We start from the raw sequence: 21733 nt of genomic DNA on the forward strand, positions 1-21733 counted from the left end.
CACGGCACACCGTCGTCAGGACGCCCCGGTCGCTTCGGGGTCGCCGGTGTCCACGGGCTGCTCGGAGAGCGGAGCGGGCGGATGTGCCGTGCCGGCGGGGAGCAGTTCGGTCGTGGCGAAGGAGATCACGGCCGCGAGAATGGCGATCGGGATCATGGCGGAGCTGCCCAGCAGCAGCACCACGAGGACCACGCTGCTGACCGGGAGCCGCATGACGGCCGCGGTGGCCGCTGCCATGCCCGCCGCCATGGCCGGTACGGCGCCGAGGCCGGGCAGGGGAGCCAGGACGACTCCGGCCGCGGCTCCGAGGAAGACGGCGGGGAAGATGGCGCCGCCGCGCATGCTGCCCAGACAGAGGGCGTAGGCGATCGTCTTGAGGAGCACGACGGCGATCAGCGCACCGACGCCCCAGGCCTGTGGGGCGGCGGCCAGCTCGCCGAGGGTGGCCTGGCCCGACAGGGCGACGTCCGCGGGCGAGCGGCCGGTGATCAGGGAATAGAGGGCAGCGCAGGACGCAGCGCCCAGTGCGCACAGGACGGTACGGGGCAGCACCCGGGCGGAGACGAAGGCCGCGACCCGTCGGCCCGCCTCCAGGACCGGGTTCAGGAGTACGGCGAGGACGAGGGCGATGAGTATCGTCCAGAGGACGTCCGCGGGGTCCAGGCGCGGCAGGGGGGTGGGCAGCGTGAGGTTGAGGCTGCCGGTCTCCAGGCCGGTCCAGTGTCCGAACCCCGTGAAGACCAGGGCCCCGATTCCGCTGGAGAGCAGGGCGGGGAGCATGACCGCGAAGAGTTGGGGACCGCCGATCCCCGACACCTCGATCAGGAGTACGGCGGCGATCAGCGGGTTGCCGAAGATCGCCGCGATGGCGGCCGCCGCTCCGGCCGCGCCCAGCAGCGCGGTCGTCTGAGGGGTCGCCGGGGTCCGCGTGAGGTCCCGGAAGAGCAGGGCCAGGCCGCCGCCGAGGGCGACCAGCGGTGCCTCCGGTCCCAGGACCGCGCCCAGGGGCAGGCTCGCGGCCGCGGCGAGCACCACGCCCGGCAGCGCGGCCGGGGCCGTCGCGCCCGCGTGCAGGCCGCCGGCGGGTACGTGGCCGCCCCCGCCGGTGAACCGGCCGGCGATCAGGCCGACGATCAGGCCGGCGATCAGCAGCAAGGGCAGCGGCCACCACCAGGGGGCCGCGTCCCAGCCCAGGTGGTGCGGAAGGTCCGACCAGAAGACGTTCTGCAGTTCGTGGAGTCCGACGAGGAACCAGAACGCGATGAGCGACACCGGAATGCCGATCAGGGCCGAGTAGACGAGGATCACGAGGTAGCCGGGAGCGTGGAGGATCTCGCGCAGCCGGTCCGCCTCCTGCGGCTGACCGCTGGGAGCGTCAACGGGTCGAGGACTCGGCTCCTTCATGGAATTCCTTCTTCCTGGCCCCTGGCCGCGAGGTCCTTCGGGGCTGCTGCCACCCGCGTTGCGGTGCCGACGGCGCCCCCTGCGCCCTCGGCCGGACACCGCCGCCAGGGCAGCCGACCCCCTCGTCTCGATGATCCCTCCGGCCGGCGGTATGCGCCGCCGGAAGGTCCGTGGCCGCTGCACCGGGTCCCGGTCTCGACGCCGATGGTGCCGTGGCGGCCCAAGAGGTACGGCGCGCCCGGGGCGCCGTGGGAGGCGCCACCGTGGCGGGTGGCCGGCCGGCGCAGGGGTGAACCACGGGGGTCCGCACGGTGGGCGAGGTGTCGTCGAGCCCGAGGGCGAGGACCCACTGCTCTCCAGAGCGGCCCCGGAGGGTCAGAGCGTCTCGCTCAGTGAGTCCGCCAGGCGCTGCCGTGCCGCCCGTGCCGCCGGGAGCGCCGCCGCCGCCACCGCACCCAGCACCGCCCCGACGATCACCGCCAACAGCACGGAAAATGAAGGGAGTTGAGCGATCCCCGCGCCGATTCCACTCGACGCGCCCTGAGCGTCCACCAGCCAGCTGCCGGCCAGCGCACCCACCGTCGTCCCCACCACTGCGGATACGAGCGCGGTCAGACCGGCGGCCGTCACGATCATCGATCCGATCTGCCGGGGCGTCAGCCCGATCGCCTTCAGCGCGAGCAGGTCGCGGCCCCGGTCGCGTACGCCGGTGCTGATCAGCGTCAGCAGTTCGGTCAGCCCGATCAGCGCCAGCACCGCGATCAGGGCGGCGATCACTCCGCGCGCCGGCTCCAGTCGGTCGGCCGGATCGGGTGTCTCCCGGATCTCCAGCGTTCCGCCTGCCGCCGCGGCGAGCGTGCCGCTCACCGCGCGGGGGTCCGCCCCCTCGCGCAGCACCAGGGCGTGGAAGGCGGGACGCAGCTGCGGATCGCGCTCCCGCAGGGCGTCGATGGTCGTGGTGATCACCCGGCCGCCGGATTCGGGTTCGATGGTGCGGCCGACGAGGTGGAGGATCTGCGGCCGGCCCCCCACGGTCATCCGCACCCAGTCGCCGACCCGCACCCCGAGGAGATCCAGCAGCCCTTGCCCGGCCACCGCCTCGTCCGGCCCGCCGACCGCGCGCCCTTCCACCACCGCGGAGGGATACGGGTGGCCGGCCGTGCCCAGCCCGCGGAGCGTGATGGTGTCGGTCTGCCCCGGCACGAGCGCCGCCATCTCCGCGCCGGGATGGACCGCGGCGATGTCCGGGATCGTCGAGAGGGTCTTCTCCAGCTCCGAGTCCGACGGCCCGGCGGGCTGCTGGGCCCGTACGGTCAGTGCCGCGGGCAGTCCCATCTGCGCCGGCCGGCTGCGGAACTGGTCCAGCGTCGACCAGGCGACGAGCGCGACCGTGATGAGCACCAGCGGCAGGGCGAGCCGGGCCACGGGTATGACCGTCCTGCCGCGTCGCGCGAACGCCGCACGCCATCCCAGGACCAGGGCCGGGGGAACCCGCATCCCGAGAGCCCGCCTGCCGAGTGCGGTCATCGGCGCGGCGGAGGGCAACGCGGCCCGTGCCACGGGCACCGGCGGCACCCGTCCGGCCCGCCAGGCCGAGAGCCCGGTGGCAGCCGCGATCAGCAGCACCGCGCCGCAGGGGATGCCGATCATCAGCGCGGTGTGGCCGGGCAGGTCCTCCCAGACCGCCGCCGCCTCGCCGATCCGCCCCGGTATCCGGGCGCCCAGCAGGGCGATGGCCGCCGTGCCGAGGGCCGTGCCGAGGAGCGCGAAGGCCAGGTGCTGTACGAGGAACCCGCGGGTCACCTGGCCGGGGGTGAAGCCCACGGCCTTGAGGATGGCGATGTCCCTCAGCTGCCCGCGGACCCGGGCTCCGATGGCTCCGGACGCGGCGAGCGCCGCCGCCAGCAGGGCGCCGAGCCCGAAGACGGCGAACATCTGCCCGAGGAGCTGGTCGTCGCCGCCTGCCTCGGCCCGTGTCTGCTGCCACTTGGTGACCTGGGCCACCCGGTCGGCGCCGAGGATGGTCACGGCGCGCTGGACCATGAAGTCGGTGTCGTTCGGATCCTCCAGGCGCAGGCCCACGCTCTGCCCGGTGTCGCCGTGGGCGATCTCGTCGAGGGTGCCGGGGAGCACCCAGCCGATGCCCGGTCCGCCCCCGGGCCGGTAGCGGGGCTCGGCCGCCTCGGCTATCCCGCTCACCCGCAGTGCGCGCGGGGCGCCGTCCGGCCCGGTGGCCCGCACCGTGTCGCCCGGCTCGGCCCACAGGGCCCGCGCGACGGAACTTTCCAGCACGACGGTGCCGGCCCCGGCCCCGCCGTCCGGTGGGGTCAGCCAGCTGCCCGCGGTGACGATCGGCCGCCCCGTTGCAGGGGGCTCCACCGCGGCCGCGCGCAGCGTCGTCCCGGCCCGCGCGCCGCGCGACTCGACGGTCGTCGCGGCCGTGCGGTAGGGACCCGAGAGGGCGGCGATGCCGTCCACGCCGGTCAGGGCGTCCATGTCCGCCCCGGCGCGGGTGTGCAGCCAGATGTGCGCGCCCTGGGACTGGTTGAAGATCCGCTGCCACGGGTTCGCGGCATAGCTGAACAGCGCGCCGGCCAGGAGGAGCGAGGCAATGATCCCGGCGCTGGCCAGTACGACGAAGAGGGCTTCGCCGCGATGTGCGCGGAGGTCGGCGTGCGCCCAGCGCAGAGTGGCCCGCACGGTCACTCCTTCAGTTCGAGTACGCCGCGGACGCCACGGGCCGGCGCGCGGTGCCCGTCGCCGAGCTGTGCGTCGTCGGCGATGCGCCCGTCGAAGAAGCTGATGACGCGGTCGGCGGCGCTGGCCATCCGGGCGTCATGGGTGACCATCATGATCGTCTGGCCGCGCTGGTGGAACCGGGAGAGCAGCCGCAGCACCTCGCGGGTGCCCTTGCTGTCGAGGCTGCCGGCCGGCTCGTCGGCGAGGAGCAGCGCGGGGTGGTTGACCAGCGCCCGGGCGAGCGCGACCCGCTGCTGTTCGCCGCCCGACAGCTCGCCGGGCATCGCCCGCTCACGGCCTTCCAGTCCGAGTTCGGCGAGCAGTTCGGCGCGGGAGTCACGGGCGGCCTTCGGCGAGACGCCGGCGAGGAGGGCGGGCAGTTCGACGTTGTCGGCGACGGTGAGGTTGGAGACCAGGTTGAAGAACTGGAAGACGACGCCGATGCTGCGTCGCCTGAGGACCGCCCAGCGCGCCTCGCGGTACTCGTCGACCCGCTGTCCGTCGATCCAGAGCTTTCCGCCGTCGGGCCGTTGCAGGCCGCCGATCAGGTGCAGCAGCGTCGACTTGCCGGCCCCCGACGGCCCGGTGACCGCGACGAACTCGCCCGGCCGGACGGCCAGGTCCACCCCGCGCACGGCGTGCACCGGCGCGCCCTCGCCGTGGTGCGTCTTGGTCAGGCCCTCGGCGCGGACGATGGGTACGGCAGGAGCGGTGGTGGCGTCCTCGCTCATTCCAGCTCCTCCTGGCAGCGTTCCAGCCAGTCGAGGTCGGCCTGCAGGTGCAGCATGGCGCCCTCGATCAGCAGTTGGGAGATCTTGTTGTCGCGGTCCTCGGCTGCGGCCAGTTTCGACAGGTCCCGCATGGTGTTGAGGTACTGCCGCCGCTGCTTGTTGATCAGCGCGACCGGGTCGGCCAGACCCGATTCCGGCGCGAGAGCGAGCTTCATGAAGAACTCGTCCCGTACCCGGGGCTCCTCGGCGGTGTTCTCGAACCAGGCCAGCACGGCCTCGTGCCCGGCGTCCGTCAGCCGGTACGTGCGCTTGTTGGGCCGGCCCGACTGCTCGACTTCCTCGCCTTCGATCAGACCGCTCTTCTCCAGCCGGCCGAGGGTGACGTAGACCTGGCCGACGTTGGGCTGAGGGTACGCGGCGCCCAAGAGCTTCTCAAGGTCCTGCTTGAGCTCGTAACCGTGGGCAGGGGCACGGGCGAGGAGTGCCAGGAGCGCCAGCCGCACTCGCTCCCCCCTCCTTCCCGCTCCGTAGTCAACCGTTCACTCGGCATCGGGCCAGTGGCCACCGCCACCCGTCTTCTCTGCCTGGGCGTCTAGTATCGCCCATGCCTAACGGGTATATATAGGCCGCGATGGTCGGCGGCGCAGCCGGATCGTGAACTGGGAGGAACCTATGCGGTGGACGCGTGCCGCGGGTAGGGCTCTCCTGGTCGCGGCGGTGGTGCTGGCGGGATACGCCGGTTTCGGCGTCCGTGCGGACGGGGGTGCGGCCTCCGCGGCCCGCGGCCCCATGACGCTCGTGACGGCGGGCGATCTGACCGACTACCTCTCCCCGTTGCTGGACGACTGGAACGACGGCCATCCCGGCGAGCGCGTCACGCTCGTCGAGCTGCCCGACTCGGCGGACGAGACCCGGGCGCAGATGATCAGCGAACTGCGGTCGGGCAACAACCGGTTCGACGTGCTGAACATCGACGTCGCCTGGACGTCCGAGTTCGCAGCGGCCGGATGGATCTCCCCGCTCCGGCGTGACCGCTTCCCGCTGGACTCCTTCCTGCGGCCGGTCGTCGACACCGCGACCTTCGACGGCCGGCTGTACGCGGTCCCGTACGTCACCAACGCGGGACTGCTCTACTACCGCAAGGACGTCCTGGACGAGGAAGGCGAGGAACCGCCGCGCACCTGGACGGAACTCGTCCGCCAGGCACGCACGATCGCCCCGAAGCACGGGCTGGACGGCTACGCCGGCCAGTTCCTGCCGTACGAGGGGCTCACCGTCAACGTCACCGAGGCCGTGCACTCGGCGGGCGGTTCGATCCTGCAGGGCGACGGCGCCCGGGTGACCGTGGACTCCGACGCGGCGCGCGCCGGACTGGGCTTCCTCGCGGACGGCGTGAGGGACGGCTGGATCTCCCGCGACGCGCTCGGCTACAAGGAGGAGGAGTCCCGGCAGGCGTTCCAGGACGGCCGGCTGCTCTTCCTGCGGAACTGGCCCTATCTGTACGCGGACGCGAGCGCGGAAGGGTCGAAGGTGGCGGGCCGGTTCGGCGCCGTGCCCCTGCCCGGACCCGACGGGCCCGGCACCAGCGTGCTGGGCGGCTCCAACCTCGCCGTGAGCAGCCGAGCGCGGCATCCTGCGTCGGCAGCCGACCTCATCTCCTACCTCACGAGCGAACGCGTCCAGCGGAAGGTGCTCACCGAGGGCTCGCTGCCACCGGTGCGCGCCGCGCTGTACGAGGACCCCGAGCTGATCCGCGCGCATCCGTACCTGCCCACGCTCCGCCAGAGCGTGCTGTCGGCGGCGCCGCGCCCCAAGAGTCCGCGCTACGACCAGGTGAGCCTCGCCGTGCAGGCCGTGGGGCAGGACGTCATGGCGCTGCGCCAGACACCCGACGAGGCGGTCGCGCGGCTGGCGCGCGAGCTCGGGGCGATTTCCCGGACGGGCTGATTCCACTCCTGCACGCACCTCTCCAGAGGGCCTCTACTTACATGTTAAGTAGAGGCCCTCTCTCGTGCACCTGGGCATTCAGTGACAAATCACCCCAACTTTCGCCTGTTTTTGGACACATCGTTGACACCTTCCAGTCGCTGCTACTTAACATGCATGCATAACAGCGCACCTGATCCAGGGCGCTCTCGCATTCAGCAGACAGGTCGACGCGAGATGCTCAGCACCCTTCCGGCCGGCACCGGCCACCCCTCCCGCACCGCCCCCACACCCGACCCCTGGTGGCGCGACGCGGTGATCTACCAGGTCTACGTCCGCAGCTTCCTCGACAGCACTGGGGACGGCATCGGCGACCTGGCCGGCGTACGGGCCGGGCTTCCCTACCTCAGGAAGCTCGGTGTCGACGGCATCTGGCTCAGCCCCTTCTATCCGTCACCGCAGCACGACCACGGGTACGACGTCGCCGACTACTGCGGCGTCGATCCCGTCTACGGCAGCCTCGCCGAGTTCGACCGGCTGGTGGCCGACACCCACCGCCTCGGACTCAAGCTGCTGCTCGACATCGTTCCCAACCACTGCTCCAGCGAGCACCCGTGGTTCCGCGACGCGCTCGCCGCCGGGCCGGGCAGCGCGGCGAGGTCCCGCTTCCACTTCGCGCCCGGCCGCGGCCCGGACGGGGCGGAGCCCCCCAACAACTGGCGCGCCATGTTCGGCGGCCCCGCCTGGAGCCGGATCACCGAGCCCGACGGCACCCCCGGAGAGTGGTACCTGCACCTCTTCACGCCCGAGCAGCCCGACCTGAACTGGCGCGACCCGGCCGTGGGCGACGACTTCGAGCGGGTGCTGCGCTTCTGGCTGGACCGCGGTGTCGACGGCTTCCGGATCGACGTTGCCGCCGGACTGTTCAAGCACCCCCAGCTGCCCGACTCGGACGATCCCGGCGCCGACGAGCGGGCCCGCGACGCCGTCAACCAGCTGGCGTGGAACCAGCCCGAGGTCCACGACGTATGGCGCCGCTGGCGCGCGGTCTGCGAGGAGTACACCGCCGGGGACGGCCACGAGCGACTGCTGGTCGGCGAGGTGTCCGTGCCGACCGCGCGCGAGCACGCCGAGTACGTCCGCCCCGACGAACTGCACCAGGCGTTCTTCTTCGACCTGCTCAGCGCACCCTGGGACGCCCAGGCCTTCCGCGCGACGATCACCGAGGCGATACGGGACATCGCCGGCACCGGCTCCACCGTCACCTGGGTCCTCAACAACCACGACCAGGTCCGCACGGTCACCCGCTACGCGGGCGAGCCCGGGGTGGAGGGCAGCGGACTGGGAGCGGCCCGCGCCCGCGCAGCGGCCCTCCTGATGCTCGCCCTGCCCGGCGCCGCCTACGTCTACCAGGGCGAGGAGCTCGGTCTCCCGGAGGTCCTCGACCTGCCCGACGAGGTCCTCACCGACCCGATCTTCCGCCGCACCGGCAGCCGCAAACACGTCCGGGACGGCTGCCGCGTGCCACTGCCCTGGTCCGGACACGCCTCCCCGTTCGGCTTCAGCCGGGAGGCGGTCGGCGCCACACCGTGGCTGCCGCAGCCCGAGTGGTTCGCCGAGCACGCCACCGACCGCGCCCTGGCCGACACCCGTTCCTTCTGGCACCTCTACCGCGACGGCCTCCAGCTGCGGCGCACCCTGCCGCAGCTCGGCGACGGCACCCTGCGCTGGCTGGACGCGCCCGCGCACGTACTGGCGATCGCCCGCGGCGAGGGCCTGGTCTGCGCGGTGAACTTCGGCACGGAGCCGGTGCCCGCCCCGGTCCTCGGGACTCCGCTGCTCGCCAGCGGCCCCTGCCCCGACGGGGTGCTCCCCGCGGCGACCGCGGCCTGGTGGGCAGGCGAGTACCCCGCCCCGTAGCCCGTAGCCCGTAGCCCGTAGCCCGTAGCCCGGGGACCCCGAGCCCCTCCCTCCCGCCCAGCCCCTGACTTCCTCGAAAGGACTCCTCATGCGACGACCCGGCAAGACGACCCGTCGGAGTGCCGCCACCGCGACGGCAGCCCTCGCCCTCGCCCTCGGCACCACCGCCTGCGGCGGCACCACCGGACCCGCGAGCGGCGGCGAACTCAGCGGCCAGACCGTCACCGTGGCAGGCGTCTGGACCGGCGCCGAGCAGCAGAACTTCAAGAAGGTCCTCGACGCCTTCACCGAGAAGACCGGCGCCAGGACGGTCTTCGTCCCCTCCGGCGACAACGTCTCCACCTTCGTCGGCAGCAAGATCGAAGGCGGCAACGCGCCCGACGTGGTGATGGTTCCCCAGGTGGGCGTGCTCCAGCAGTTCGCGAAGGAGGGCTGGCTCCAGCCGCTGTCCGACCAGACCGCCCAGACGGCCGGATCCACCCTCGCCCCGGTGTGGAAGGACTACGGGACCGTCGGCGGGACGTACTACGGCCTCTACTTCAAGGCCGCCCACAAGTCGACGGTCTGGTACGCCCCCGAGGCCTTCGCCCAGGCCGGCGTCGGCGAGCCCAAGAGCTACAGCGACATGCTGAAGACCGGCCGCACCCTCGCGGACTCCGGCCGCCCGGCCTTCGCCATAGCCGGCGAGGACGGCTGGACCCTCACCGACTGGTTCGAGAACATCTACCTCTCCCAGGCCGGACCGGAGAAGTACGACCAGCTTGCCCAGCACAAGCTGAAGTGGACCGACGAGAGCGTCGTCAGGGCCCTGACCACCCTCGGGGAACTGTTCAAGGACAAGCAGCTCGTCGCCGGCGGCGCCCAGGCGGCGCTGGGGACCGACTTCCCCTCGTCGGTCGCGCAGGTCTTCGGCCCCGAGCCCAAGGCGGGCATGGTCTACGAGGGCGACTTCGTCGGCGGCGTCGCCAAGGGCCAGTTCGGCAAGAAGCTCGGGCAGGACGCCAAGTTCTTCCCGTTCCCCTCGGTCGACGGCGGCAGGGCGCCGGTGGTCAGCGGCGGTGACGCGGCGGTCGTCCTGAAGGACGGCAAGAACGCCGGGGCCGGCATGAAGCTGGTCGAGTTCCTGGCGAGCTCCGAGGCGGCCGAGGTCTGGGCCGGCGCCGGCGGTTTCCTGTCCCCGAACAACGAGGTCGACTTCGCCAAGTACAGCGACGACACCACGCGCAGCACCGCCAACTCGCTCATCGCGGCGGGCAATTCGATCCGCTTCGACATGTCGGACCAGGCCCCGGCCGCGTTCGGCGGCACCAAGGGCGCGGGCGAGTGGAAGCTCCTCCAGGACTTCCTGCGCGATCCCTCGGACCCGCAGGCCACCGCCGCGAAGCTCGAGGCCGAGGCCGCCAAGGCCTACGGAAACTGAGGCGCCCGCCATGGCTGACACCATGACCGCCCGCCCCGCGGCCGACGGGCGGCGCCGGGCCCAGCGCAGGAAGCGCCGCCTCGCGGTCGTCTTCGTCCTGCCGGCCCTGCTGCTCCTCGGCGCGCTGGTCGTCTACCCCGTCCTCTTCTCCTTCGGCCGCAGCCTCTTCGACGCGGACGGCGACCGGTTCGTCGGAGCCGCGAACTACGCGGCGATCGTGCAGGACCCGGCCACCCTCAAGGCGATCCGCAACAGCGCCGTCTGGGTCGTCGTCGCCCCGACGCTGCTCACCGGCCTCGGGCTGATGCTCGCCGTGCTCACCGAGAAGGTGCGCTGGGCGACCGCGTTCAAGCTCGTGCTCTTCCTGCCGATGGCCGTCTCGTTCCTCGCCGCGGGCATCATCTTCCGGCTCGCCTACGAACAGGACCCGGACCGGGGCGTGCTCAACGCCGCCGTCGTCGGTGTCCACGACGGTTTCGACGACGCCGCCGCCTATCCGACGGCCCGGCCCCGGGAGGGCCACGGTCTGACGGGCGGGGCGGGCGGCCCGTACAGCACCGGGAGCACCGTACGGCCCGGGGGCTCGCTCAGCCTCGGGTTCATCGGGGTCGCACCCGACGCGGTGCCCGCCGACGCGAAGGCCGCTTCGGAGGCGGCTGGCGCGGCTCCCGGCACGGACGCGATCGGGGGCGTCGTCTACCTCGACTTCGCCCCCGGTGGCGCGGGCACCCCGGGCAGGGTCGACCCGGGCGAGAAGGGGCTGCCCGGCATGACGGTCGAGGCCGTACGGGACGGCCGGGTGGCCGCGACCGCCACCACGGCGGAAGACGGCTCCTTCCGACTTGCCGGGCTGGCCGACGGGGACTACGCCGTCCGGCTGCCCGCGGCCAACTTCGACGCCCCCTACCAGGGCGTGAACTGGCTCGGTCCCGCGCTGGTGACGCCGGCCATCATCGGCGCCTACCTGTGGGTCTGGACGGGCTTCGCGATGGTCCTGATCGGCGCCGGCCTCGCGGCCATCCCGCGCGACGCGCTGGAGGCCGCGCGGATGGACGGTGCCACCGAGAGCCAGATCTTCCGCAAGATCACCGTGCCGTTGCTCGCGCCGGTGCTCACCGTCGTCTTCGTGACTCTGGTGATCAACGTGATGAAGGTCTTCGACCTCGTCTACATCATTGCGCCGGGCCCGGTGCAGGAAGAGGCGAACGTGCTCGCCACCCGCATGTGGCTGGTCTCCTTCGGCGGCGGCAACGACCAGGGGCTCGGCAGCGCGCTCAGCATGGTGCTCCTGCTGCTGGTCGTCCCAGCGATGATCTTCAACGTCCGGCGTTTCCGAAGGAGTGGAGCATGAGCGGCCACAGCACCGTCGAGCGGCGCGGGCCGTCCCGGCGGACGACGGCGGTCCGGCCCGTCGCCCCGTCCCCCTCCGCCTCCGCGCCGGCGTCCGCACCCGGACGGCGTCGCGGGGGCCGCCTCTCGCGCCTCCTGGGCAGCTCCGTCGTCCAGGGCGTCCTGATCCTGGTCGCCCTCGTATGGATCACGCCGCTGGCGGGCCTGCTCCTGTCCTCCCTGCGCTCCGAGCAGGACAACGCCACCGGTGGCTGGTGGACCGCGCTCACGGATCCGTCCCAGCTGTCCCTGGACAACTACAGCGCCCTGCTGCAGGACTCCGGCATCGCGGCGGCCTTCTGGAACACCGTCCTGATCTCGGTGCCGACCACCGTCCTCGTGGTCGCCATCGCGGCCATCGCCGGATACTCCTTCGCGTGGCTGGACTTCCCCGGCCGGGACGGCGTCTTCCTGGTGGTCGTCGGGCTCCTCGTCGTGCCCGTGCAGATCGGCCTGCTGCCCGTGGCCAAACTCTTCGGTGCGGTGGGACTGTTCGGCACGGTCGCGGGCGTCGTCCTGTTCCACGTCGCCTACGGTCTGCCGTTCGCGATCTTCCTGCTGCGCAACTACTTCGCCGAGATACCGCGCGAGATGCTGGAAGCCGCCCGGATGGACGGCGGCAGCGAGTGGCGGATCTTCTCCCGGCTCGTGCTGCCGCTCGGCCGGCCGGCCCTCGCGAGCCTGGCCATCTTCCAGTTCCTCTGGGTCTGGAACGACATGCTCGTGGCGCTGCTGTTCGCGGACAGCGGGTCCCAGCCGCTCACCGTCGCGCTGCAGTCCCAGATGCGGCAGTTCGGAAGCAACATCGGCGTCCTCGCGCCGGGGGCGTTCCTGTCCCTGGTGGTCCCGCTGATCGTCTTCTTCGCGTTCCAGCGCCACTTCGTCCAGGGCGTGATGGCGGGCTCGGTGAAATAGCCGCCCCGCCTTTCTCCCCAGCGCAGGCCCTGTTGCCGGTGTCCCGTCCGCGGGCCGCCGGCAGCAGGGCCCGCGCCGTCTCCTGGCGGCCCCCGTCCCCCGGAGCTCACCGCCTTCCATCGCCGCAACCTCTGGTTGTAACCTGCGGAGATCGCCCTTGACCTGCGTGATGCAGGCAGGGAGCAGACGAACCGGGAGTCAATTCATGCTTCGCACCATGTTCAAGTCCGACATCTGACATTTGGGCATCTGTGCAGGTCAGGACCTTGATGGCTGGGCACAGGTCAGCAAACACTCAGCATGAGACCGAACCCCGTTCCGCCGATGCTGACCTCCGGGCGAGACAGCGGGGGACCGGGCCGGCGGTCGTCGAGCATGATCGCCGCCCGTGGACCGCTGGCCGGTCGCCCGTTTCACGAGCGAGCACCTAGGAAAGACGGGGGCGTCCGGCGTTGGCACGTGGGAAGGTCGCTGTGTTCCGTGACGCCCGGTCGGCTGGCTCAGCGGTCAGCGCGGGTGCTGGGCCTCGCCGGGGATGTCGTGGGGTCACCACTGGGCGATGAGCGGGGCGTCCGGTTCGTGCTGCCGCCAGGCTTCGGTGAGGCGGGCGAGGCGGTGGGGGGCGGCGATGCCGTGCATGGTTGCGATCTTGCCGTTGATGATGTCGAACATCGTGGAGCCGACGACCTGGTCGCCGACCACGAAGAGGATGGCGGGGACGCCGTTGACGAGTGCGTAGTGGATGGCGGGCGTGCCACCGGCAAGTCGCCGCTTCGCGTCCGTGGGTTTGAAGCCGGCCCGTACGACGGCGGCGATGCGCTGCGGAGTGTCGTAGCGCAGCAGCTTCTCGGCCAGGCCGCCGGCGCCGTCGGAGATCGCGGTCGCGTCGTCGGTGAGCAGCGCCACCAGCCGTTCGGTGCGGCCCGAGGCGGCGGCGGCGAGGAACTCCTCGACCATCCTGCGGGCGGATGCGGCGTCGACTTCGGCGCCGCCGCTGCGGGCGGCGGTGATGCGGCGGCGAGCCCGGTGGAGGTGCTGCTGGCTCGCGGACTCGGTGATGTCGAGGATCTCGGCGATCTCGGCGTGGCTGTAGGAGAACGCTTCGCGCAGGACGTAGACGGCCCGTTCGGCGGGGGACAGGCGCTCCATGAGCGTCAGCAGGGCCAGGGAGACCGATTCGCGCTGTTCGAAGGTGTCGGCCGGGCCGAGCATCGGGTCGCCGTCGAGGAGCGGTTCGGGCAGCCAGGCGCCGGCGGTGCGTTCGCGGCGGGCTTGCGCCGAGCGGAGCCGGTCGAGGCACAGGTTGGTGACGACCTTGGTCAGCCATGCTTCCGGCACCTTGATCCGCTGCCGGTCGGCGGCCTGCCAGTGCAGGAACGCGTCCTGCACGGCGTCTTCGGCGTCGGTGGCGGAGCCCAGGAGCCGGTACGCCAGCGAGGCCAGCCTGTTCCGGCTGGCCTCGAACCGACTGGTGTCGAAATGATCAGTGGCGGCGCTGTCCATGTGAACCACCTTAAGAACGCCGCTTTCTGTGACGCTGGGCGGGGGCGTCCCAGGCCGGTGGGTGCTGTGGTGTCAGACCGTCGCGTGCAGGGCCGGCTGTGCGTCCCTGTCTTCGACGGTGGCGGTAGGACGGCGGCGCAGGTTGCCGGCCAGGCACAGCACCACGCCGAGCGTGAGCCACGCCACCAGGACGGTGGCGGAGCGGGTGGCGCCGTGGCCGTCGAAGAAGGCGGTGGAGCGCAGCAGTTGGCCTCCGGCCCCGGGGGGTAGCAGTTGGCCGAGGGCGCCGGACCAGCCGGGCAGCATCTCGGGTGCGGTCGCTGTGCCCGACAGGGGGTTGCCGATGAGCATCATCGTGGCGGCGCCGAGCCCGAAGCCGACGTACCCGAGCAGTGACTCGAGGCCGAGGATGCTCAGGGAGGTGGCTGCGATGGTCACGGCGATGGCGCCGCTGTTGGCCCAGTAGGAGCCGTCGAGTGAGCCGAGCCAGAACTGCAGGATCGCTGCCACGGCAAGTCCGCCGGTGATGGCGAAGGCGAACGCTCCGGTGACGCGGCGGAGGTTGCCGCGGACGAGCCTGGTCAAGAGCAGGGCGGCGAGTAGGCCGCCCATGACCAGTGGCAGAGCTCCGGCGGACAGTCCGGCACCGCGCGGGTCACCGGCCGGCAGCGGGATGAGGTCGCGGGCGGTGACCGCAGTGCTGCTTCCCTGTCCCTGGCTGAGACCGGTCGCGATGCTGTTCAGGGCCTGCGCGACTGCGGTGCTTGCGGCGGATGCGGTGATGACCTGTGGGGTGCCAGAGCTCAGGTCGATCGCCCCGTACACCTTGCGGTCGCGGATCAGTTGTTCGGCGGCGGCCGTGTCGGCGACCTCTGTGACCTCGAAACCGTCGGGAAGCCGTTGGTCGAGTAAGGGCGTGATCTGCTTGACGGCGGGTGCGGGCCCGGCCACGGCGATCGGCACATCATGCACCGATGAGCGTACTGACGGCCAGGCGAAGGCGGTGAGCAGCAGGCTGATGCTCACCGTGAGCAAGGCGACTGCCCTGGCCACGCTCGGCCAGGGTGAGGGCGACGCGTTGGCCGGGGCCGCGGCTTGAGTGGACATGCTTCTCCTTCAGAGGAGGGGGTTCATCGCCGGGCGAGCGGGGTTTCGGTCTCGGCGCGGGTCAGCTCTTCCCGATTGCGGTCGCAGCAGAAGCCGCTGATGCGGGCCTTCTCGAGATGGACTGTCAGGACGCCGTCGAGTTCACCAGTCAGGCAGGGGGTGAGTGCCGGGTTGCCGTTCACCATGGTGGTTTCGCTGGATGGGCACGGCGCTTCGAGTGGCTCAAGGTCTTGAAACAAGGCCTGGGTGTGTTGCCCGGTGAGCGTGCGGACGCAGCTACGCGACCGACTTCTCGGCGAAGGACACATCCGAGGCGGCAGCGGCCAGGCGGTGCTTGCGCTTGCGCAGGCCGAAAGTCGGGTGGGAGGTGGCCCACAGCGACATCTTCACGATGCCCGCCTTGATCCGGGCGGCCTTGCGGCCGCCCATGTACTTCGGCTTTGCCTGCCCTTCGCGGTCGACCATCTGCAGGATTCCGTCCCGCCGCCCGAGGCTGATGTGGTTGCCCGGGTACTCCAGCCTGGTGTTCGCGATCTTGCTGCCGGTCAGGCGTCCCACGATCGCGTCCGTGGCCTGCCGGCCGGTGTAGCCGGCCGAAGCGCAGGACATCGGCAGCGGCCGGCCGTTGTCGCCGATGGCGTAGGCGCTGTCACCGGCGGCGTAGACGTTCGGGTGCGAGACCGACCGCATGGTGCGATCCACCACGATCCGGCCGTCCTCGGTGACCTCCAGCCCGCTTACGGCGGCGATGGGGCTGACCGCGAACCCCGCCGTCCACACGGTGGCGTCTGCCGCCAGGGCGGTTCCGTCGGCGCACAGCACCCGCGTCGCTTCGACGGCTTCGACGCTGGTGTGCTCCAGGACAATGATGCCCAGCCGGTCGCAGGTCTGGCGCAAGTGGGTGCGGGCTCCGGGGGAGAGCGGGGCGCCCAGCTCTCCGCGCGCGACCAGCGTCACCGACAGGCCGGGCCGGGATTCGGCGATCTCGGTGGCGGTCTCGATGCCGGTCAACCCGTCGCCGACGACCAGGACATGCCGGCCTTCATCCCGCTTGCTCAGGCTGTCCAGGCGCTCGCGCAGGCGCAGCGCGGAGGGCCGTGCGGCGACATCGAAGGCGTGCTCGGCCACGCCGGGGACGCCGTGGTCGGCGCCGTGGCTACCGAGTGCGTAGAGAAGCGTGTCGTAGCCGAGCTCGCCGCCGCCGTCGGCATCGGCCACGCCGACGACCTGGCGCTCGGGGTCGATGGTGGTGACACGGGCCCGGCGCAGCCGTATCGCCGTGCCCGCGAAGACCTCGGCGAGCTGTGGAGCCTCGATCTCCTGGCCGGCCGCGAGCTGGTGCAGCCGCAGCCGCTGGACGAAGTCCGGCTCGGCGTTGACCACGGTGATCTCGGTGTCCGCCGGGGACAGCCGGCGGGCCAGGGTTCCGGCCACGTACGCCCCGGCGTAGCCGGCGCCGAGGACGACGATGCGGTGCTTCATGTCTCGCTCCTGTCGGTTCGCTTGCTTCCGGTGACTTGAGCGGAACAACGACCCGATTCCTGACAACAACTGGATGTGATGCGGGTCACGGGTCGGCAGGGCTATTGCGAGGCCGGTTCGGGGGCGGGTGCACGGTCGATGAAGCCCGGCAGCTCTGGGCGTGTCTGCGTTTGTGTTCGGTCGGCGGCGCCGGCAGATGTGCGGGGGCAGGGCACGACGGCAACCGGCCCCAGGTCGATCCGGGCGTCCATGGCCAGGCGGAGGGTGCCGTACGGGTTGACGTTGGACCAGAACGGCGCGGTCAGGCCCCTCCGGTCCTCGTCTCTGAGCGTCTTCGTTCATGCCGGTTCGGCCAGAACTTGCCGGACCAGCAGTGTGTTGATGATGGACGAGTGCGTACTGGAGCATGTCCAGGGCGAGCGTCGAGGTCTCGGCGTGCTCTTTGTCCGGGCCGGTAGGGCGTCGTCCTTGCCGTAGGGGAGCACGGTGGTTGCGCTGTTCCCGTTCTCCATCAGGTGAGTAGCCCCGGGGCCTGGGCCGGGGCCGCGTCACCGGTGCAGCGTGCCCCGGACAACGGATACACGCCCTGACCGGCGACACCCCGGCCGTCCACCGCTTCTCGTGGACACAACCGAGGGACCTGATCGGAGGGGGCAGGATCTCCCGTCTCCAGCGGCCTGCGGGCGCCGGTGCCCGTCAGAGGGCGAGCGCGATGGAGGCCGTGACCCGCTTGCCGACGGGCTCGCGGTGAATCTGGAAGGCCAGCGCTACGGCCATGATGATCTCCAGCCCGTGCTGTCCCACCCGGGTGGGATCGGGAGGCAGGATCGCTGGTGGGTCCGGGTTGCTGTCCCAGACGGCCACATCCACGCACCCCTCCCGGACTTCGAGACTCAGCAGGCTGGGGCCGGGCGCGTATGTGCGAGTGTTGGTGACCAGCTCACTGACGACCAGCTCCACCAGATCCAGGGCGCGGTCGGAGACGTGCACGCCGTGGGCGGCCCGCACCTCGGCCAGGAAGGAACGGTCAGCTGTCGGGCCTCGGCGATCGGCTCGCTGCCCTCGAATCCCGCGGAGAACACTATGGGGTGAGGGAGCCGCGGCGCATCAGGGTCTGGTCTCCCTGCCGATTCGTCCGGCAGGCGCCGCCCCACTCTCGGGAGGTCACGCCGCCGAAGCCGTTCCCGACTCACGCCGTCGCATTCCTGTTCATTGTCGGGCGCCGGCACTGCTACGAGCGGGCGGCTGCGGCAGACATGACGACGCCCGTAATGAGCAGTGCCAAGCCAAGGACGAGGACGGACGAGCCGCGCCCGGGCAACACCTGCATCGCCAGTCCGGCCAGAGCGAGCGGTGCGCCGACGGCGGCCGGCGCCTTTTCGATCCTTCGTTCCGGCATGGGCTGCTCATTCCTGGGCTGTGGAAACGGTCCATGGGGACTGATCCGGCCTGCGAGATCTGGCTCACTTCGGGGACGTGAGCCGCCGATCCGCTTCATGGGCGCGACGCGACGGCTGTGCGGACGACGGCCATGCGAGGGGCGGATGAGGAATGCCTGCCAGCCAGGGGCGCGGCGGTGGCGGGACGCGGAGGACCGTCCCCCGACGGTCTCGGTCCGCGGCGCGACCGCGACGGCGGTCCGCTCGGGCCGTGGGAGGAGCCCGCACAGCGGAGATGGTGAAGAGGCAGAGTGGCGCGGGGCGGCGGGCACGGCGATGGCTTTCGGTGTCGGCGGTGATGAGGGCGTACTGCCCCCCGGACGCCGACCAGACTTCCCGGCACACCGTGCGCCGAACTCCTGTCGCGTTCCTTGCACCGTATCCAGGGGAGAGGCGGAAGTCTGCCCCGAGTCCCCGGCATCGTCAGATCGGTGCCTGGTTGTGATCAGCCCTGGCGGGATGCGCACCACCAGGCGGCAACGGCCGCCAGGATCAGGGATCCGGCGGCGATGGGCCCGGCCGCTGCCCGGCACCGTGTAGAGGGCGGTGTCGGTAGCGGTGAGGATCACGCCCACCGCCGACAGCGGCGAGCGGGGGCAGCGGACGGCCCGGCGGGAGCCCGCATCGCACCCATTCCTTGGAGCGCCGGCACACCTCGCCGCCGCCCTGGCCGCCTGGGCCGGCGCAGGGCTCGCGGGCCCACTCGGAGGCCGCCCGGCTGCTCGCCGCGCCGGATGCCGTCTCCGTCTCCCTCGTGGCATCCTTGCCGGCCACGGCCGCCTCGTGGGCAGCCCCAAACGAACGGGTCGTGGCTGACGGACGCCCTCGAGGCAGGCTTCAGGAAGTACGGGGCTCGCCAGCACGGGCAGCCGGCTCGCTCGGCGACTGATCGTCCGCCTCACGCGAATCGGCTGACGTCGTGTGTCGACGGCGCAGGGCCCAACCGGCCAGGACTGCGGCTCCGGCGAGTGCATAGGCAACCGTGCCGGTCGCGCCGCCGAGGGACCGGCCGGCGATGTAGACGGCCGCGCCCGCGAGGGCGACGCCGAGCCATTCCCAGCGGCCGTCGAGCGCGACCAGGGCGATCAGCAGGAGCGCGTACCAGGAGTAGCCGGGGGTCATGAGCAGGAAGGCCGTTCCGGTGACCAGCAGGGCCCCGCTCCAGGGGCGTGCGGGGTCCCCCCGGCGCAGGACGTGGGCGACCACGGCGAGCATGCCGACGACGACCAGCGGCAGCGCCCAGGCGTCCGGGAAGAGGAGACGGAGCAGGGCGTAGCGCCCGCCCGCGGTGGCGTCCTCGTAGCCCTCTTCCTCGGCGTAGCCGCCGAGATAGCCGAACACGGACGATCGGGAGCCCAGGACGTACGGCAGGTAGGCGAGGGCGACGACCACGGCGGCGGGCACCAGCACGCCGACCACGTCTCGTGTGCGCCGTACCCCGGACAGGGCACCAGGCAGCAGGACCGCGGGCAGCATTTTGGTGGCGATCGCCAGGCCGAGCAGCGCGCCGCCGGTCACCCGGTGCCGGGCCACCACCCCGAGGGCGGCGACGGACAGGAGCACGGCGAGGACGTCGACGTGGGCGTTGTTCACCGCCTCGATCGGCACTGCCGGGCACCACGCCCAGTAGACGGCGTGACGGGGATCGCCCCGGCGGCGCAGGATCAGCACCAGCGCACAGGCCGTCGCCACGGACAGCAGGGCCGCGCCGGTCTGCAGTGCCTTGTGCCGGACGTCCGGTGGCGAGAGGGCATGGACCAGCAGGAAGTAGCCCTCGGCGACGGGCGGGTAGATCGTGTGCACCTGGGGGCGGTTGATGCGGGTACACGTCCCGTCGCCCACCGGTGCCCGGTCCGGCCCTGCGCAGGCGGCGGAGCCCTGGGGGAAGAGCCAGTCGTCGCGCAGCCGGGCGAGCGCCGGGTCTGCGGGCGAGTGGTCGTACGGGGAGATCCCGGCGGCCTGCACCCTGCCGTCCCAGGCGTAGCGGAAGGAGTCGGTGCTCGTACGGGGAGCCGCGACCAGCCCGGTGGCGGCGACCGCCACGGCGCCTGCGAGTACCAGGGGGACGACGTGCCGGGCCGGCACCCGGCGCAGGGCCCACGCCGCAGCGGCGAACAGCGCCCACGTGGCCGCGTACCACCAGAAGAGTCCGACAGGGTCCGCGAAATAGCCGTCCTTGCGTACGGTCGGCACGAGGGTGGCGGTCAGCGCCGCCAGCAGCAAGGCGGCGACGGCGGTGTGGCGGCTGTTCATGGCGACAGCCTGGCAGCGCAAGGGCGCCGGGCGTGCCCCGCCCGGCCCGACGTACGCGTTTCGTAAGGTGTCGAAGGCACCGCCGGACGACCGCGGGCGCTGTGATGGGAGGCATGACTCCCCGAACGCGTCGGCGCCCCCTCCTCCCGTCCGTGCGACCGCCCACATTCTCGGGACGCCTGCACGACGCCCGTACCGCCACGTCCGTCGGACGGTGGCTGGGCCTCGCTTTCGCCGTGTGCTTCGTGACGGGGCTGATCAGCCACTACCTCCAGCACCCGCCGGGCTGGCCGGCCGTTGAACTGCCGAGCCGGCCGGTCTGGGGGTACCGGCTCACGCAAGGACTCCACATTGCCTCCGGACTCGCGGCGATCGTGCTGCTGCTCGCGAAGCTGTGGGCGGTCTACCCCCGCTTGTTCGTCCGGCCGCCGGTCCGGTCGGTGCGGCATGCCCTGGAGCGGCTCTCGGTGGCGGTACTGGTGGCGACCGCGGTCTTCCAGGTCTTCACCGGACTCCTCAACGTCGTCGAGTGGTACCCGTGGCCGTTCTCCTTCGTCCCCGTGCACTTCGCCGTGGCCTGGGTGGTGGCGGGCTCGATCCTGTTGCACGTCGCTGTGAAGTGGCCGGAGATCAAGGCCCATTGGGCGCGACGATCGGCGGGGACCTCGGAACTTGCGGCCGAGGACGTCAAGGACCGGCGCTCGCTCCTGCTGGGTGTCGGCGCGGCGGTCGGGGTGGTGACACTGACCACGGTCGGACAGTCCTTCACCCCGCTCAAGCGGCTCGACCTCTTGGCCCCGCGGCATCCCGACCACGGACCGCAGGGGCTTCCGGTGAACCGTACGGCTGCCGCGGCCGGCGTGACGGAAGCGGCCCTGCGCGACTGGCGGCTGGAGGTGAAGGGGCCGGTGCCGTACAGCCTGACCCTCGACGAACTGTGGTCGCTGCCCCGGACAGAGGTGCGGTTGCCGATCGCATGTGTCGAAGGCTGGAGCGCGGAGGCCCGCTGGAGCGGCCTGCGGGTGCGTGACCTGGTGGCGCGGGCCGGCGGGCGGCCGGGCGCCGGCGTGCGCGTGGTCTCTCTCGAAGCGCAGGGTGCCTACCGGGTGATGGAAATGGGCCGGGAGTACGTGCAGGATCCGCTGACCCTGCTCGCTCTCACCCTGAACGGCGAGACCCTGTCGCCGGATCACGGTTACCCGGCGCGGATCATCGCGCCGAACCGGCCGGGCGTGCTGCAGACCAAGTGGGTCACCCGCCTGGAGGTGTTGTGAACAACGAGGACGCCGGTGCTCGTGCGGTGGGAGCGGTCCGCTACGGCGTGGGCTCCCTCGGACTGCTGCTGATGGGAATCGGAGCGTGGCAGCTGACCGTGGTGCCGGACCCCTGGGAGGTGGGCGTCTGGCTCGTCGGTGCGCTGGTCCTGCACGACGCGCTGATCGCGCCCCTCGTCCTGGTCCTCGGGTTCCTGATCGCAGCTGTCCCGGCCAGGGGAGTGGTAAGGG

Annotated in this window: 16 protein-coding genes; 6 read left to right on the forward strand and 10 right to left on the reverse strand. The window is 71.9% G+C overall.

The window, feature by feature from the left end:
- Positions 1–15: 15 nt before the first annotated feature.
- From PV721_RS00730 to PV721_RS00745, 4 genes are all read right to left on the reverse strand, one after another.
- Positions 16–1404, reverse strand: coding sequence for a chloride channel protein (locus PV721_RS00730; RefSeq protein WP_319720767.1), 1389 nt, complete (start codon positions 1402–1404; stop codon positions 16–18).
- A gap of 375 nt (positions 1405–1779) precedes the next feature.
- Positions 1780–4104, reverse strand: coding sequence for an FtsX-like permease family protein (locus tag PV721_RS00735; RefSeq protein ID WP_319720768.1), 2325 nt, complete (start codon positions 4102–4104; stop codon positions 1780–1782).
- Between the two features lie 2 nt (positions 4105–4106).
- The gene (locus PV721_RS00740; protein WP_319720770.1) at positions 4107–4874 is read right to left on the reverse strand and encodes an ABC transporter ATP-binding protein; all 768 of its coding nucleotides are present in this window, start codon (positions 4872–4874) and stop codon (positions 4107–4109) included.
- Complete coding sequence (locus PV721_RS00745) at positions 4871–5377, reverse strand: PadR family transcriptional regulator (RefSeq protein WP_319720771.1); 507 nt, start codon at positions 5375–5377, stop codon at positions 4871–4873. Before PV721_RS00745 ends, PV721_RS00740 begins: the two co-directional genes overlap by 4 nt.
- Positions 5378–5546: 169 nt before the next feature.
- On the opposite strand from PV721_RS00745, the gene PV721_RS00750 reads away from it, so the two are divergent.
- The 5 genes from PV721_RS00750 to PV721_RS00770 all read left to right on the forward strand — a co-directional run bounded on the left by PV721_RS00750 (position 5547) and on the right by PV721_RS00770 (position 12444).
- Entirely contained in the window at positions 5547–6821 is a 1275-nt protein-coding gene (locus PV721_RS00750) for an ABC transporter substrate-binding protein (protein WP_319720772.1), read from the forward strand.
- 216 nt (positions 6822–7037) lie between these two features.
- Positions 7038–8720 carry a glycoside hydrolase family 13 protein gene (locus PV721_RS00755; protein WP_319720773.1) on the forward strand — a complete coding sequence of 561 codons (1683 nt, stop codon included), beginning with the start codon at positions 7038–7040 and terminating at the stop codon, positions 8718–8720.
- An 88-nt stretch (positions 8721–8808) separates the two neighbouring features.
- A complete protein-coding gene (locus PV721_RS00760; protein ID WP_319720774.1) occupies positions 8809–10140 on the forward strand; it encodes an ABC transporter substrate-binding protein in 1332 nt (443 codons plus the stop codon).
- A 10-nt stretch (positions 10141–10150) separates the two neighbouring features.
- Positions 10151–11491, forward strand: a complete 1341-nt coding sequence (locus tag PV721_RS00765) for an ABC transporter permease subunit (protein ID WP_319720775.1) — start codon at positions 10151–10153, stop codon at positions 11489–11491.
- The gene (locus PV721_RS00770) at positions 11488–12444 is read left to right on the forward strand and encodes a carbohydrate ABC transporter permease (RefSeq protein ID WP_319720776.1); all 957 of its coding nucleotides are present in this window, start codon (positions 11488–11490) and stop codon (positions 12442–12444) included. The genes PV721_RS00765 and PV721_RS00770 overlap by 4 nt, the downstream gene beginning before the upstream one ends.
- 546 nt (positions 12445–12990) lie before the next feature.
- Here the strand turns inward: PV721_RS00770 and PV721_RS00775 are convergent.
- From PV721_RS00775 to PV721_RS00800, 6 genes are all read right to left on the reverse strand, one after another.
- Positions 12991–13947, reverse strand: a complete 957-nt coding sequence (locus PV721_RS00775) for a sigma-70 family RNA polymerase sigma factor (protein WP_319720777.1) — start codon at positions 13945–13947, stop codon at positions 12991–12993.
- Positions 13948–14019: 72 nt separating this feature from the next.
- Positions 14020–15054 carry a hypothetical protein gene (locus PV721_RS00780; protein WP_319720778.1) on the reverse strand — a complete coding sequence of 345 codons (1035 nt, stop codon included), beginning with the start codon at positions 15052–15054 and terminating at the stop codon, positions 14020–14022.
- Positions 15055–15077: 23 nt separating this feature from the next.
- Positions 15078–15239, reverse strand: a complete 162-nt coding sequence (locus tag PV721_RS00785) for a hypothetical protein (protein WP_319720779.1) — start codon at positions 15237–15239, stop codon at positions 15078–15080.
- 91 nt (positions 15240–15330) lie between these two features.
- Positions 15331–16536, reverse strand: a complete 1206-nt coding sequence (locus tag PV721_RS00790; RefSeq protein WP_319720780.1) for an NAD(P)/FAD-dependent oxidoreductase — start codon at positions 16534–16536, stop codon at positions 15331–15333.
- Between the two features lie 696 nt (positions 16537–17232).
- Positions 17233–17544, reverse strand: coding sequence for an ATP-binding protein (locus tag PV721_RS00795; RefSeq protein WP_416370993.1), 312 nt, complete (start codon positions 17542–17544; stop codon positions 17233–17235).
- Between the two features lie 1268 nt (positions 17545–18812).
- The gene (locus PV721_RS00800) at positions 18813–20228 is read right to left on the reverse strand and encodes a glycosyltransferase family 87 protein (RefSeq protein WP_319720781.1); all 1416 of its coding nucleotides are present in this window, start codon (positions 20226–20228) and stop codon (positions 18813–18815) included.
- Positions 20229–20341: 113 nt separating this feature from the next.
- Here PV721_RS00800 and PV721_RS00805 point away from each other — a divergent pair, with 113 nt between their 5' ends.
- On the forward strand, positions 20342–21502 hold the full coding sequence (locus tag PV721_RS00805; protein WP_319720782.1) for a molybdopterin-dependent oxidoreductase: 1161 nt from the start codon (positions 20342–20344) through the stop codon (positions 21500–21502).
- Positions 21503–21733 lie beyond the last annotated feature (231 nt).

Origin of the sequence: Streptomyces sp. MB09-01 (genome assembly GCF_033794505.1) — a bacterium.
Classification (GTDB): domain Bacteria; phylum Actinomycetota; class Actinomycetes; order Streptomycetales; family Streptomycetaceae; genus Streptomyces.

What these genes read in the sequence shown, in the direction of transcription:
- PV721_RS00730 (WP_319720767.1), bottom strand. Translation starts at nt 1,404, where the DNA reads ATGAAGGAGCCGAGTCCTCGACCCGTTGACGCTCCCAGCGGTCAGCCG.
- PV721_RS00740 (WP_319720770.1), bottom strand. Translation starts at nt 4,874, where the DNA reads ATGAGCGAGGACGCCACCACCGCTCCTGCCGTACCCATCGTCCGCGCC.
- PV721_RS00750 (WP_319720772.1), top strand. Translation starts at nt 5,547, where the DNA reads ATGCGGTGGACGCGTGCCGCGGGTAGGGCTCTCCTGGTCGCGGCGGTG.
- PV721_RS00775 (WP_319720777.1), bottom strand. Translation starts at nt 13,947, where the DNA reads ATGGACAGCGCCGCCACTGATCATTTCGACACCAGTCGGTTCGAGGCC.
- PV721_RS00770 (WP_319720776.1), top strand. Translation starts at nt 11,488, where the DNA reads ATGAGCGGCCACAGCACCGTCGAGCGGCGCGGGCCGTCCCGGCGGACG.
- PV721_RS00785 (WP_319720779.1), bottom strand. Translation starts at nt 15,239, where the DNA reads ATGGTGAACGGCAACCCGGCACTCACCCCCTGCCTGACTGGTGAACTC.
- PV721_RS00800 (WP_319720781.1), bottom strand. Translation starts at nt 20,228, where the DNA reads ATGAACAGCCGCCACACCGCCGTCGCCGCCTTGCTGCTGGCGGCGCTG.
- PV721_RS00755 (WP_319720773.1), top strand. Translation starts at nt 7,038, where the DNA reads ATGCTCAGCACCCTTCCGGCCGGCACCGGCCACCCCTCCCGCACCGCC.
- PV721_RS00805 (WP_319720782.1), top strand. Translation starts at nt 20,342, where the DNA reads ATGACTCCCCGAACGCGTCGGCGCCCCCTCCTCCCGTCCGTGCGACCG.
- PV721_RS00790 (WP_319720780.1), bottom strand. Translation starts at nt 16,536, where the DNA reads ATGAAGCACCGCATCGTCGTCCTCGGCGCCGGCTACGCCGGGGCGTAC.
- PV721_RS00780 (WP_319720778.1), bottom strand. Translation starts at nt 15,054, where the DNA reads ATGTCCACTCAAGCCGCGGCCCCGGCCAACGCGTCGCCCTCACCCTGG.
- PV721_RS00760 (WP_319720774.1), top strand. Translation starts at nt 8,809, where the DNA reads ATGCGACGACCCGGCAAGACGACCCGTCGGAGTGCCGCCACCGCGACG.
- PV721_RS00765 (WP_319720775.1), top strand. Translation starts at nt 10,151, where the DNA reads ATGGCTGACACCATGACCGCCCGCCCCGCGGCCGACGGGCGGCGCCGG.